Here is a 13,922-nt window from a genome sequence, read left to right on the forward strand (position 1 = left end):
TTTTTATTTTACTTTTTTTAGTTAATTAAGATTCATCCAACTTCCTCCATTTTCACAAGACACACCAACACTTTGCAAGAACAATGTTGCCTGAGCACTTCTCATACCCGATGCACAACATAATATTAGAGGTTGTTTCATTGCTTTTAATTCTTCCAATCGGTGTTGAATTTCCTGCAATGGAATATTAATGCTTCCGGGAAGATGTCCGTAGTTGAATTCATCGGTTGATCTGACATCTATAATTGTTTTGTTTTCCAAACTCATTGTATAGAATTTATATTTTAAATTATTAATTTAATTGAGCAGCTGTAGTTTTATTATTAAATATCTGCACACCGTTATAACTAACCTCCCAGGTTACGGGTAATGCTTTCTTCAGCATACTACTAACACCACAATATTTTTCCTGAGAATCAGCAACTGCATTTAGAGCTGCTGACTTGTTTTCTTCATTGCCTTTGAAATCATAAATAACATGTATTTCAGTATACTGTATCGGCGCTTGTTTACTGGTTTCACCGATCACCCTCATACTAAAATCATCGACAGACCTATTTGCTTTTTTAAGTAGTGCTGCTATATCCATTCCCGTACAACCGGCAAGGGCTGTAAGTATAAAAGGTTTTGGTATCGGACCATTGTCTTCCCCGCCTACTTTTTCCGGAGCATCCATTATAATTGTATGTCCATTTACTAATGCATTGAATTGCATTTTACCCATCCATTGAACTTCTATTTCGTGTGCCATTTTATTTGGTTTTATTTGTACGAATATTTAATACAAAATTCCCACAATAAAAACCATGGCATGGTTACTTATGTTACAATTGAAAAAAGAAATAAGAAAAATAAGGAAAGCCTAATCAGGCAAATTTTTGAAGCACTCCTATTAAAGCATTTTTTTGTACAACTCCACTTTGTCTCCATAACACCTTCCCGTTTTTAAACAGTATAAGTGTTGGCACACCTTGTATCTGGTAGTCACTGGCTACCTGAGGATTTTTATCTACGTCTATTTTTATGATACTTGCTGCATCACCTATACCCGATTTAACTTCTTTTAAAACAGGAGCCATCATTTTGCAAGGGCCACACCATTCTGCAAAGAAATCAACCAATACAGGTTTATCTGATTGTATCAATTCATTAAATGTCATTTTGCTGATTGTTATTTTTCACACTTGTTTTTAACAAACTCAGTAATAAGCTACCCATTAATGCTCCGTACAGGGTACTTCTGATCGGATTTGAAGTTATCGCACAAGATCCACTTGTGCAACCTACAAAATTCCAATACAAAAAACCTCCAACTGCCCCAATTGCAGCACCGATCACATATAATTTACTCTTATCAAACCACTTCTTCATATGTAACATCTTTTTTATTTTCTTCAGATCGTTTACTTGTAGTTGAACAACCTGCAGTTCCACAACAACCTATATTAAACACTGCCATGCCGGTAAATACCAGTCCTGCGATGCCAAATACAATATCACGTGCAATCATAGACTGTACAAGTATTGCAATGCCCATTATCAATCTAATGAGTCTCATCAAATTCCAGTTACTCAAAATAGCTTGTCTCATCATTAATAATATTATGGTAAAAAATTATAACTGTTGAATAAACTCTTTTATATCTACAATGCCTTCCTTTTGCCAAACTATTTTACCTTCTTTATAAATGAAAAAAGCAGGAAAAGATTGCACTTTCAATTCTACACCTATACCTGTTTGTTCTGCTCCATTAATTTTAAGCAGTACAAATTTTGAGCCATGCATGGCTACTAAGGAATCTACTACAGGAGCCATTTTTCTGCAAGGCGGACACCAATCTGCACTGATATCTACCAACACCGTTTTATCTAATGGAATTTGTTCCATGTATTCCTGCATGGTCATTTGTTTTACTGAAACTGCCTGTACCAGCGGTTTATTAGCAGCCTTCCAGGCTTTAATGCCTCCCGTAAGGTTATAGGCATTAAATCCATTTTGCAGCAACCATTCTGTGGCTGCCTTGCTTCTTGCCCTGGCAAGACAATAAGTATACACAGGTTTTGCTTTATCTAAAGCTTTAACTCTTTCTGCAAATTCTGTTTTATTATTCCAATCTGCCAACATTGAATTATTTAAATGACCAGATTGATATTCGTCGGCTGTACGCACATCTAACAACTGAATATCAGTTTTCGAAATTGCTTTTTCAAATTCATCAACAGAAAGATTATTGACCTGCGCCTCACTATTGCAAGCTGTCAATAAACTAACATAGCTTACTAACAGAAAAAATATTTTTTTCATACTAGGATTTTATTCTTTTTTCTTACAAGTATTAATACCTAACAAAGTATACAAGGGGCAAAAACTTATAAGACTTGTTACCAAAAAAACACCTCCCAACACTAATAATATCATACCAAAAGTACCACTAATAATATGTGTGGAATACAATAATGATATTACTATAGCAACAATGATTCTTATTATGCGATCTGCATTACCCATATTTTTTCTCATGTGATTAGTTTTAAGCGCAAGATAGGTTACATGCCAACAATTTTCTGCTACTTTTGTTACACTACCGTTTTTATATATGAAGAATGCATCCTTATCGGATGCACTCGGTTTTTCAATCACGGTTTACCATGATCAAACTTCTTCAACAAGATATTATACCTGCATTATTTTACTCTGACAAACAAAATCTGTTTTTGGCAGATCTGTTTTGCTGATCGCAGCAAAACCACCGGCAATCTCTGTAAAATTCCTGTACCCTCTTGCTTGTAAAATAGATGCTGCCATCATACTACGATATCCTCCTGCACAGTGTATAAAAAAATGCTCCTCGGGATTAATGTCTTTTATCCAATCGTTGATATAAGCCAAGGGTTTGTTATACGCTTCTTCAATATGTTCTGCAGCATATTCCGTTTCTTTTCTCACATCAATGATCTTATCTGCTCCGATCTTTACATGCTGAGCAAATTGCTCTGCACTGATCCTGTCGACAGTATCAGCCTCTTTACCGGAAGCCAGCCATGCTGCAAAACCACCTTTGATATGCCCCAATATATTATCAAATCCAACACGACTTAAACGAGTAACCGTTTCTTCTTCTTTACCTTCATCGGTCACTAATAATAAAGGTTGTTTAACATCAACAATTAAAGCACCAACCCAAGGGGCAAAGTCTCCATCCAATCCAATGTTTACAGATTGTGGTATAAACCCTTTATAAAAATCCTGATTAGATCTTGTATCTAAGATCAACGCCAACGTACTTTCTGCAACTGCTTCAAATTCATCCGGTGTTAAAGCTTTCATTCCTTTATGCAAAACAGTATCAAAACTTTCGTATCCCTTTTTATTCATCGCAACATTCAACCCGAAATAAGCCGGAGGTGGAAGAAGACCATCAGTAATTGCCTTGATGAAAGCGACTTTGTTTGGTTGATTCAACGCATAGTTCACCTTTTTTTGATTGCCCAATGTATCAACTGTTTCTTTCATCATATTTTTTCCGCAGGCACTACCGGCACCATGTGCAGGATAAACGATCACATCATCTGCCAATGGCATAATCTTATTCATCAAACTTTCATATAATAAACCGGCTAATTCTTCCTGGGTCATACTGGCGGCCTTCTGTGCCAGATCGGGTCTTCCTACATCTCCCAAAAACAAGGTATCGCCACTGAAAATACAGTGACCTTTTCCCGACTCATCTTTTAATAAAAAAGTAGTACTCTCCAATGTATGTCCCGGAGTATGCAATACTTTGACGACCACATTACCGAGTGTAAATTCCTCTCCATCTTTTGCAGAAATACAATCGAATTCACATGCAGCATTCGGTCCATATACTATTGATGCTCCGGTTTTTCTTTGCAGATCTACATGACCACTTACAAAATCAGCATGAAAGTGTGTTTCAAAAATATATTTTAATTTAACCCTATCTTTTGCAATACGCTTTAAATAAGGCTCCACTTCCCGAAGCGGATCAATGATAGCCGCCTCCCCATTACTTGTAATATAGTAAGCACCCTGCGCCAAACATCCCGTATATATTTGTTCGATCTTCATATAATTATTTTACTTGTACAAAATTGAGCATTTACAACTTCCTACTCAGTTACTTTTGTTACAAAACTTCTCTTACCATACAATTATTTCAGTATCGTTTCTTTAATGATAATATAGACACCCATTAACAATACAAACCAGCCAAAAGTTTTTTTAAGCTTATTCCCATCAATTTTTCTTCCGAGATACCCTCCTATAAATATTCCTACTACCGCCATAGAAGTGATAGCTAATAACAACTTCCAATCAATAATAAAATGTCCGGCATCACCAGCAAAACCTATCATAGAATTTAGAGCAATGATCAACAAAGACGTTCCAATAGCTTGTTTCATCGGCATCTTCAGTAAAATGACCAATACAGGAATAATGAGGAATCCACCGCCTGCACCTAACAAACCCGTTACCAACCCTATCATTACACCATAAAATAATAATTTTGTGGTATGATGATCATTGCCTGTAACGGCAGTACCTGTAACCAAATTCATTTTGCTTTTTTTTATCATAGCGACGGAAGCTAATAGCATTAAAACTGCGAACAGTAACATAATTGCCATTGATTGAGTGATCAAAATATGTTCGTTGGAGAAAATAACAGAAGGTATCTTTGGCATTATTATTTTCCTCGTAAAATAGACAGTAACAATGGAAGATATGCCAAAAAGTAAAGCAGTTTTGATATTCACCAATCCCTTTCGATAACTGTTTGCTGCACCAACCATAGAAGTAGACCCCACAATAAATAATGAGTAAGATGTGGCCAGCAAAGGATTTACACCCAATACATACACCAGTATGGGTACAGTTAAAATAGAACCACCTCCGCCTATTATCCCAAGCGAAATGCCTACCAAAGCTGCCAGAAAAAAACCGAGTATTTCCATAGTATGTTGATTGATGCAAAGTTGGTTACAGTTGAAAGAAGTCTTGGTTACAAAAGTTACACTTTGATTTGGTAGTCCTTAAGATTTTTTTATGACTTTCGTCAATTGTGATTCAAGTCATAATATGAATACATCCTGCTGATTAGTTTTATCGAAATAAAATTTTTATATATGAAAAGAGAATTTAAAATAATATTTACTGCAGCAATCCTCACACTGGCTGTATCATGTAATTCAAACGAAGAACCTAAAACAGTATCTCCGGAAACAGCTGCCAATACCGGAGCCGGACAATCGGCTGTACAAGATGACCAATCCGCTAAGAATGTTGTACAGGTTGCTGTAGGCAGTAAAGATCACACCACTTTGGTAACTGCACTAAAAGCAGCTGACCTTGTAGATGCTTTAAGTAATGCAGGACCTTTTACAGTATTTGCGCCTACCAATGCAGCTTTCGACAAATTACCTGCCGGTACAGTTGATGGCTTATTAAAACCTGAAAAGAAAGATGCACTTACCGACATTCTGCAATACCATGTTTCTGTGGGTGTATTCAAAGAAGATATGTTGCAGGATGGGCAAGTGATCGGACAAGTAAATGGAGGCAACATCTCAATCAGTAAAAAAGATGGTAAAATAATGGTGAATGGAACCGCCAATGTTATTGCGGCCATTCCTGCATCCAATGGAATTGTATATGTAATTGACCAGGTATTATTGCCACCTCCTGCTCAAAAATAAAACGACCCATCTATCTCTAAAAAAAGCATGCAATATTTGACATGCTTTTTTTGTGCCTAAAACACTTTATCGTGAGATGAATCTTCTTTAAATATCTTTATCTGCATCACTGTAGATATACTTATCGCTCTTTGTTTAGCAAGATCAGCTATAGCGCCTTCAAATAACTCGTTCACTGTTGTACTAAAGAGATGATTCCATTGCGCAAAATGCTCCTGGGTCAATGGCATCAAACGATGTAAATGTTTATGCAACTCCATTGGATTGCCTTCATAGCTTCCAGTATAAAACAATGTATTTTCCCAAAAATTATACATTACCGGTAAATGTTTTTCCCAGTTCACTTTTACCACATCGGTAAAAATATATCCAATGATCGTATCATTCTTTACCTTATCGTAAAACGTATTTACCAATAACTCCACATCTTTCTTATTTTCAATATCCTTTTTCATAGCTCAAACTTTTATAGCGAATTGAAATCAAAACTGTTCAATATTTCTTCACTACAATATTGCTGTATCATTGGAAACAACACACGTTCTTCTTTACGTATATGTTCATCCAAAGCCAGCCCCAGCGCATTTAATTCGTCGATGGTATTATCCGGTTTACTTAACGAAAGGAAAGCCGCTGTCAACAACTGATGCTCTCTAAAAATATCATCTGTTAATTTTGTGATCTCTTCATGAACATCTTTTACTTTGCCCAACATTATCTCTTCATTTTTAAAATGTTGTTTCAACTTGGAATGATACAGAGCTAATGCATAAGCAGCTTTCTCTTGTATTTGAGTTGGCATACCCTTATAATCAGGCACTTCTTTTTTTAATAGCTGTGCCAATAGTAAGGCGTCGTGGTGTTCTCTTGATAATGGCACCAGAGATTTATGTCTTATCATAATTATAGATCTTTACGGTTAAACCAACGAGATGATAACCACAGGGGCAATATCACCCATACAATCAAAACAAGAAATGATAATATCAGCCCCATTTGTGTACCAAAAAAATTTCTGAATATGGCGCCAGTGTAACCCATCATAGCTGAAATATCCATCTTTAATAAAATAAGTATCCTGCTCAGATCGATAGGATTTAATACACTTACCCCTACCATTATTTTTTCTAATGGATAATCTGAAAACTGGAACAACAGGAACATTACCAAACCATCAAACAGCAAAGAAAAATACAGCCACAATAAAATTGTGACACCAATCCCCTTCGCTTTGTCTCTTATTTTCACCGTAGCCAACATCGCAACTGCAACAAAAATAATTGACATAAGTAGTCCGGTCAGTAACATCATACCCCCTGTTGCAGTAGGCTCATACAACAGAATAGGAATTCCTGCACCAACAAAAAAAGACAAAGACAAAGAACTGGCCACTCCTATGAAGAAGCTCAACCAGATAGTTTTTCGTTTTAATGGCTGACTTACCAGCAGTTCTAAAAACTCAGCACTGTTGTAAACATAAATAGCAGCAAATAATATACTCACCAACGGAACAACGATCAAAATGATATTGAGCAAACTCAATAATCCTTTTGCAGAATTATCTTCCAGATTAAATATGCTGAAAGATATCAATAACAGAAATACTGTATACGCCAGTACAATCTTATTACGCAGTATATCTATAATTACATATTTGATAATTTTTTTCATCTGACGTGCTTTATCTCTATGATCAAATAATTTTTTCCTGCATTACTGCAGCAATAGCTTTTGACAATTTCTCTTGTCCAGTATCTGTCCGTAAAGCCTGTATACTTTTATGAAAACATAATTTCCCATCTTGTATATAAATCACCTGTGTAACCAGGTCATCCAATTCGCTTAAAATATGTGAAGTGATCAAGATCAATTTACCTTTTGTTTTTTCTTTTATGATCTTTTCTTTCAGCATTTCTGATGATACAGGATCCAGGCCAGCCGTTGGTTCATCCAGTATCAACACATCAGGATTAAATAAAAAAGCTAAAGCTGCACTCACTTTTTGCCTTGTTCCCCCTGATAATGTCCTCATTCGCTTATTTAATAGTTCATTGAGCTTAAATGCGTCAATCAATTCTTCATCGATAGCATTGTTATTTTTGCTTCTGATATCTTTCATCATATCCAATATCTGGCCTATTGTCATATTTTCAGGATAGCGACCAATCTGCGGCATATAACCTATATTGGCTCTGTATTGCCAGTCGTGTAAAATATTTTTATCGTTGAATGTAATAAAGCCGCTATCGCAAACAACCATTCCTAAAATACTTTTGATCAAAGTTGTTTTACCGCTTCCGTTTGGACCTATCAAAGCGATACATTCACCTCTGTTGCAGGTAACTGAAACATTATCCAGTACAGCTAGCTTACCAAATTTTTTTGAGACATTATTTGCTATGATCATAATGGCAGTGCTTTCATTAATGGATAATTATCTTTCAACCCTTCGGGAGTCAGTGTCGGCAATATTTTTTCTGTTTTATCTAAAAGCGAAGTCATAAAACTTCTGAATAACATCATGGCTGTTGGGTTTTGTTCAACAATCATGGAATACATACTCACCGGCCGATAAGGAATATCCCCGATCTTATCCTTATTCAGATCATATCCATCATATTTATCCCAATAATTGTAATCAAATGTATTTAACACAAGGCTACCATTGGTACCTACATCAAAAGTGTTACTGATAAAATTGTTATGATTTAAAGTAATGTCCATACAACTGGCCTGTATCTTTAATGCCCATCCATTATCTTCAAAAACATTTTTCGTCATAGTAATTCGACTAGCCCCTTCCATATGAATACCTGTAGTGTTTTTTACAAAACGATTATTATCAATATAACTGTCAGATATCTCTTTTAATAACAACCCATATGCAGCATCTCCCCAGTTTTCTTCGAAATAATTATGAAACATTTTTACCTTACTGGAAAACATAACGGCAACTCCTGCTCCGTTATTTTTAAAAATATTAGTAATATAAGAGTCGCTGTTGGAAAACATGAAATGTAATCCGTAACGAAGATTTTTAAAAGATGTATTACGCCAGATAACCGAATTGGTTACAAACTCAAAATAAATACCATCTCTATGACCAGAAATAGTATTGGCAATAATTTTCAAGCTATCGCTTTTCCAGCAATGAATACCATTACCGCTTTCTTGTTCTTGTTTTCCATAAGCAGTTAACTGATTATTTTCGATTGTACAGTTCGTTCCGTATTGAGAATAAATGCCAAAAAAGGTATCTTCTAAAATATTGTTTTTGATAATTACATTTCTGGAATTATAAATTTTTATACCGGCAAAATCTTCTATGCTGGAAACTCCGGAATGAATTACTTTAAAACCATCTACAGTTACATCATTTGCTTTTATAGAGATTATTTCATATTTATGTTCTCCGTCTAAAACTGGATGATCAAGCCCTCTTAAAATGATTGACTTGGAAATGATCAGATTTTTTTCATGATATATTCCAGTTTCTACCAAAACGACATCCCCATTATTGGCAACTGCTAAAGCCTGACTGATAGAATTAAATATTTGCCCTTTGCCAACATGCAAAGTTTTAGCTGTAGAAGAAACCGATAATGCTAAAAAGGATAATATATAGATGCAGTATTTCACTTTTTGCTTAATTCATTCCAGGTTACAACATCTCCACCAAAATGCTGTTGTATCATTTTCAAACTATCTGTGTTATCAAATGCAGCAATATTTCCACCCATCGGACTTCTTAGTTGTTCAGTTTCTAATAAGGATGATCTTTTTTGAGAGATCAAACTATGATCGCCACAAAAATTAGTAAAAAAAATATCTTTTATACTGGCTACAGAAAGTTCGTCCGTATGAAGATAGGCTAACACACAATGCATATCATCAAACTTGTACACCTTACCTTTTGTAGTAACAATTTCAGCGCCAAATTTGACATCACTTATCGTCATCTTACAGAAATGACAATTATCTACCCCTGGCTTAAGTGGCTCAGGCCCTGCGCTACATGACACTAATGTTGTTAATGTGGCAATTGCAATAATAGTATTGACTGACACTCCTATCTTTTTAATTTTTTTTGAAGCCCTCAGTTCAGTAAATACACAAATAAATAGTGCCACGCCAACTCCTACAAATATCCAACCGCCTATATCCGGCATTGAATACGCTCCAAAATTTAATAACTGTTTAAATCCAATTAACGGAGGCTGGTAAGCCATTCCCGGAACAATGATTGCTGCATCCGGATTTAAATTATGTCCATAGTTATACTCCCATCTCCAAAAATCATACATTGACAAAATGCCAAAACAGACAAATAAAATAAATAAAATATTAAGTAATCTTTTTCGTTTGAGTAGCGCTACCAAAATAAAAGCTGCAGCAAAAAATCCGATGATGTAAGGCAATATCCTAAACTCAATAAAATCTTCTGTATGCAATGTTTTCATTCCTATATAATGGTTCAACCCATTTATAATATCAACATTACCACTTAGTTTATTGGGATATATCAATAATTTCAATCCTTCAGGATATTGTGGGGCGGCTAAGTCTATTCCCCATAATGGAACAAACAAAACTACTATCAATGCCAATCCGCATACTATTAACAATATTCTTACCCAGCTTTGTAATCCTTTCTTTTCCATTGCCAATAATTAATTGATGAATTTTAAAAAGGAGCAGGTATATATACACCTGCTCCCCATTGTATACTCAAAAAAACTTATTTACTACCTACTGAATCAGCAGCAGGTAAATTTTTTCCCGTACTAAACAATAACGGAGTGTTACTTCCAGCCGGAGATACTCTAACATAGCCCGACATTTCCTGATGCAATGCACTACAGAAATCGGTACAGTATATAGGATACATACCTGTTTTTTCAGGTATCCATTTTAACGTTTGGGTTTCTCCCGGCATAATAAGCAACTCAGCATTGCTTGCACCTTTTACAGCAAAGCCATGTGGCACATCCCAATCCTGTTCAATGTTTGTAACATGGAAATATACTTCATCTCCCATTTTTATTCCCTCGATATTATCAGGCGCAAAATGTGAACGAATTGCGGTCATATACACATGCACTTTATTTCCTTCTCTCACAACTTTTGTAGTACCTTCTCCTTTAGATGCATAAGGATGTGCATTCTCCTCAATTTTAAAGAATTTAAGAGATTTTGCTCTTATCAGATCTGCTGAAACAGCTTGTGCATAATGCGGTTCGCCAATGGTGGGGAAATCAAGTATCAATTGCATCTTATCTCCGCTGATATCATACAACTGTGCGCTTTGAGCCAACTCAGGACCTGTTGGCAGATATCTGTCTTTGGTAATTTTATTATACGCAATTAAATATTTAGGATTCGGTTTTTTACTATCGCCACCAGGTATACATAAATGACCAACTGAATAATAGGTAGGCACTCTATCTACTACTGTGAGGTCTTTAATATTCCATTTTACCACTTCACTTGATACAAAGAAGGTAGTATAAGCAAACCCTTTACCATCAAACTCTGTATGTAATGGACCAAGACCCGGTTTTTTAACTTCCCCATATAAAGCACTTTCATATTTTATGATTGGTATACCATCATATTCACCTATGAAATCTTTTGCTGCAATTGCTTTTTGTATTTTATCAAAACTGAACACGGGAATCAATGCCGCTAATTTTCCACTACCCACAATGTATTCTCCTGTTGGATCTACATCGCAGCCATGTGGTGATTTAGGACATGGCATGAAATAACAGATATCTTTCAACTCTTTTGCATCCAGCACTGTCACTTCTGTTCTGATCTCTGATGTAGCTGTATGTGTTTTTTCATTGTATATATTATGAGCATATCTTACTGCTTGCTTTCTTCCTTTACCTGCTTTCAAATATTCTTCTGCTTTTTTCCAGTTTACCGCCATGATAAAATCTTTATCTTTTTGAGAAGCATTTACTTCAAGCAATGTATTGGCTTGTTCTGTATTGTAACAACTAAAGAAGAACCATCCATGTGACTTACCTTTACCGGCATGACTCAGATCAAAATTTACCCCAGGGCATTGTATCTGAAATGCGATATCCATTTTTCCATCTTCTTTACCAACACTGATAAAACTCAATGTGCCCTTAAAATTCTTTTTGTAAGTATTGATAGGTACATCTCCATTTACATTATCGGGTGGGACGCTAAACCTTGTTCCTGCCACTACGTATTCAGTATTTTCTGTGATAAAAGGTGAAGAGTGATTCCCTGCACTGTTTGGCAATTCAATAATTTCTGCTGTACGAAAAGTAGTCAGATCTATCCTGGCAACTCTTGGTGTATTATTGGCATTACCAAACACCCATCTACCATCTATTTCACCGTTTGTTTGAGACATTTCAGTATGATGGAGATCATCCCACGGCACAAAACCATGAGAAGTATTTAGCATGGGCTTGGTTTCCTCACTATATCCCCAGCCTTTTTCCGGGTCAACTGAGAAAACAGGTATCACCCTCAATAAACGACCTGACGGTAATCCATATACGCTCATTTGTCCGCTAAAGCCCCCTGAAACAAAATTATAAAATGCATCATATTTTCCTGGTGCTACATACGCTTTTGCTGCAGCATCAGAGCTCACAGCATTTCCTGCATTTTTGGGTTTACAGGCATTGAGGCTCATTAGAATAGCTACTCCTGCGGCAGCTATCATATTAAATTGTATCTTTTTCATTTGCTTTTTATTTAGTTTTATACCCAACGACTTTATTCATCTACCTTATTTCAGCATATTATTTTACTCCATCATTCTTACGCATAAACTCATACAAATTTCTTGCATCGTCATCTGTTAAGTTTTGATTGGGCATTCTTACCAAACATATTTCTAATTGAGCCTGGGCTTTAGGATCTTTATTAAGCATCGCATCAGTATTTGTTACGAAATTCATGATCCATTCTGCAGCATATCGTTTTGTTACACCTTTCCAACCTGGGCCAACCAATTTTTCATCAGTAACCTTATGGCAACTGCTGCATTTTACTCCATAAATCTTTTCTCCTTCTGATGCTTTCGCAACATCAAGCGTAGCAGGAATATCTACTTTAGTAAATTTCCCTTCGCCGCGGTTGGGATCATATGATGGGTTTCCGGCAGGAGCTTCATTCTTTGTTGCATCATAGGCATCAGTTGTAGGCTTTACATCACTACCTCCACCTCCACCACATGATGCTATAATAGTTCCTATGACCAAAATGATTGATAATTTTTTCATAATTATTTAGTTTTTGATTTAAAAATTTATTGTACAAGATTACGTTACCCTATTGTTGATATTTATGCGTCAAATCATAAGTATGAAACAGCTTTCATTTACAGCAATTATTATATTATCAAAAGCTCCAGAAACTGCTTTAAACCTTGCATTCTCCAAATTTTATCGATAAATTGTGTAAATAACATGATCAAAATCATGTTATTCAATAAGAACTATCATATAGCACAAAGAGGTAGATGGATAGCTTTGACAACACTTAAACCTATCATTATGATGATTGATATCGACACCTTGTTAGCATGGGGGGCTGCTTATAAAAAAGTAGCTGCCAACGACATCATTTTTAAGGAAGGTATTCAAGCACAATTTTATTATCAGTTAGTAAGCGGTAGTGTACGTTGGGTAAATATCAATGAAGAAGGTAAAGAGTTTTTGCAAGTAATGATTGAACCGGGTGAATGTTTTGGAGAACTACCTTTGTTTGATGGCGGACCATTTGCTGCAACAGCGGTAGCTAATGAAGATTCTGTTGTTATTCGCCTTCACGCTTCTACATTTTTTCAATTAATAAAAGAGAATCCTGAAATACATATTAAATTTACCCGGTTATTATCAGAAAGGTTGCGGTTCAAATTCTTTATTTTAAAAGAAATGGCCAACCACAATCCAGAACACAGTATCTCTACATTACTTAGCTATTTCAAAGAAACAAAAACTAATATTTGCACAAAGTGCAACAGAATAAAACTTACACGTCAACAAATTGCTGATATGACAGGCCTCAGGGTTGAAACCGTGATTCGTACTATTAAAAATTTACAGGCAAAAGGTCAACTCGTCATTGAAAAAGGAAAGGTCTATTGTTAGCTTATGATTCAAATCATAACGACTAACACTGAACCGAAGTTACTTTGTGTTAAATATTGA

Annotated in this window: 19 protein-coding genes; 2 read left to right on the forward strand and 17 right to left on the reverse strand. The window is 35.6% G+C overall.

What is annotated here, in order from left to right:
- Positions 1-21 precede the first annotated feature (21 nt).
- The 9 genes from LK994_RS01355 to LK994_RS01395 form a co-directional block, all read right to left on the reverse strand.
- Complete coding sequence (locus LK994_RS01355; RefSeq protein ID WP_229761084.1) at positions 22-267, reverse strand: rhodanese-like domain-containing protein; 246 nt, start codon at positions 265-267, stop codon at positions 22-24.
- Between the two features lie 25 nt (positions 268-292).
- Positions 293-751, reverse strand: a complete 459-nt coding sequence (locus LK994_RS01360; protein WP_229761085.1) for an OsmC family protein — start codon at positions 749-751, stop codon at positions 293-295.
- 115 nt (positions 752-866) lie between these two features.
- Positions 867-1,160, reverse strand: coding sequence for a thioredoxin (trxA, locus tag LK994_RS01365; protein ID WP_229761086.1), 294 nt, complete (start codon positions 1,158-1,160; stop codon positions 867-869).
- Complete coding sequence (locus LK994_RS01370) at positions 1,150-1,371, reverse strand: DUF6132 family protein (protein WP_229761087.1); 222 nt, start codon at positions 1,369-1,371, stop codon at positions 1,150-1,152. The genes trxA and LK994_RS01370 overlap by 11 nt, the downstream gene beginning before the upstream one ends.
- The gene (locus tag LK994_RS01375) at positions 1,355-1,558 is read right to left on the reverse strand and encodes a hypothetical protein (protein WP_229761088.1); all 204 of its coding nucleotides are present in this window, start codon (positions 1,556-1,558) and stop codon (positions 1,355-1,357) included. The genes LK994_RS01370 and LK994_RS01375 overlap by 17 nt, the downstream gene beginning before the upstream one ends.
- A gap of 57 nt (positions 1,559-1,615) precedes the next feature.
- Positions 1,616-2,305 carry a rhodanese-like domain-containing protein gene (locus LK994_RS01380; RefSeq protein ID WP_229761089.1) on the reverse strand — a complete coding sequence of 230 codons (690 nt, stop codon included), beginning with the start codon at positions 2,303-2,305 and terminating at the stop codon, positions 1,616-1,618.
- Between the two features lie 9 nt (positions 2,306-2,314).
- Complete coding sequence (locus tag LK994_RS01385) at positions 2,315-2,521, reverse strand: YgaP family membrane protein (RefSeq protein WP_317206737.1); 207 nt, start codon at positions 2,519-2,521, stop codon at positions 2,315-2,317.
- A gap of 153 nt (positions 2,522-2,674) precedes the next feature.
- Positions 2,675-4,090 carry an MBL fold metallo-hydrolase gene (locus LK994_RS01390; protein WP_229761090.1) on the reverse strand — a complete coding sequence of 472 codons (1,416 nt, stop codon included), beginning with the start codon at positions 4,088-4,090 and terminating at the stop codon, positions 2,675-2,677.
- Between the two features lie 83 nt (positions 4,091-4,173).
- Positions 4,174-4,977 carry a sulfite exporter TauE/SafE family protein gene (locus tag LK994_RS01395; RefSeq protein ID WP_229761091.1) on the reverse strand — a complete coding sequence of 268 codons (804 nt, stop codon included), beginning with the start codon at positions 4,975-4,977 and terminating at the stop codon, positions 4,174-4,176.
- A gap of 171 nt (positions 4,978-5,148) precedes the next feature.
- On the opposite strand from LK994_RS01395, the gene LK994_RS01400 reads away from it, so the two are divergent.
- A complete protein-coding gene (locus LK994_RS01400) occupies positions 5,149-5,718 on the forward strand; it encodes a fasciclin domain-containing protein (protein ID WP_229761092.1) in 570 nt (189 codons plus the stop codon).
- Between the two features lie 56 nt (positions 5,719-5,774).
- On the opposite strand, the gene LK994_RS01405 is transcribed toward LK994_RS01400, so the two are convergent.
- The 8 genes from LK994_RS01405 to LK994_RS01440 form a co-directional block, all read right to left on the reverse strand.
- Positions 5,775-6,173: a group III truncated hemoglobin gene (locus tag LK994_RS01405; protein WP_229761093.1), complete on the reverse strand. Its 399-nt coding sequence runs from the start codon at positions 6,171-6,173 to the stop codon at positions 5,775-5,777.
- An 11-nt stretch (positions 6,174-6,184) separates the two neighbouring features.
- A complete protein-coding gene (locus LK994_RS01410) occupies positions 6,185-6,619 on the reverse strand; it encodes a hemerythrin domain-containing protein (RefSeq protein ID WP_229761094.1) in 435 nt (144 codons plus the stop codon).
- 2 nt (positions 6,620-6,621) lie between these two features.
- On the reverse strand, positions 6,622-7,389 hold the full coding sequence (locus LK994_RS01415) for an ABC transporter permease (RefSeq protein ID WP_229761095.1): 768 nt from the start codon (positions 7,387-7,389) through the stop codon (positions 6,622-6,624).
- Between the two features lie 22 nt (positions 7,390-7,411).
- Entirely contained in the window at positions 7,412-8,125 is a 714-nt protein-coding gene (locus tag LK994_RS01420) for an ABC transporter ATP-binding protein (RefSeq protein WP_229761096.1), read from the reverse strand.
- Positions 8,122-9,357 carry a nitrous oxide reductase family maturation protein NosD gene (locus LK994_RS01425; RefSeq protein ID WP_229761097.1) on the reverse strand — a complete coding sequence of 412 codons (1,236 nt, stop codon included), beginning with the start codon at positions 9,355-9,357 and terminating at the stop codon, positions 8,122-8,124. The genes LK994_RS01420 and LK994_RS01425 overlap by 4 nt, the downstream gene beginning before the upstream one ends.
- Positions 9,354-10,379 carry a nitrous oxide reductase accessory protein NosL gene (locus LK994_RS01430; RefSeq protein ID WP_229761098.1) on the reverse strand — a complete coding sequence of 342 codons (1,026 nt, stop codon included), beginning with the start codon at positions 10,377-10,379 and terminating at the stop codon, positions 9,354-9,356. The genes LK994_RS01425 and LK994_RS01430 overlap by 4 nt, the downstream gene beginning before the upstream one ends.
- A 77-nt stretch (positions 10,380-10,456) precedes the next feature.
- Positions 10,457-12,451, reverse strand: a complete 1,995-nt coding sequence (gene nosZ, locus LK994_RS01435; protein WP_229761099.1) for a Sec-dependent nitrous-oxide reductase — start codon at positions 12,449-12,451, stop codon at positions 10,457-10,459.
- 58 nt (positions 12,452-12,509) lie between these two features.
- A complete protein-coding gene (locus LK994_RS01440) occupies positions 12,510-12,992 on the reverse strand; it encodes a c-type cytochrome (RefSeq protein ID WP_229761100.1) in 483 nt (160 codons plus the stop codon).
- A 186-nt stretch (positions 12,993-13,178) separates the two neighbouring features.
- On the opposite strand from LK994_RS01440, the gene LK994_RS01445 reads away from it, so the two are divergent.
- Positions 13,179-13,862, forward strand: coding sequence for a Crp/Fnr family transcriptional regulator (locus LK994_RS01445; RefSeq protein ID WP_229761101.1), 684 nt, complete (start codon positions 13,179-13,181; stop codon positions 13,860-13,862).
- Positions 13,863-13,922 lie beyond the last annotated feature (60 nt).

It is taken from the genome of Ferruginibacter lapsinanis (genome assembly GCF_020783315.1).
Classification (GTDB): domain Bacteria; phylum Bacteroidota; class Bacteroidia; order Chitinophagales; family Chitinophagaceae; genus Ferruginibacter; species Ferruginibacter lapsinanis.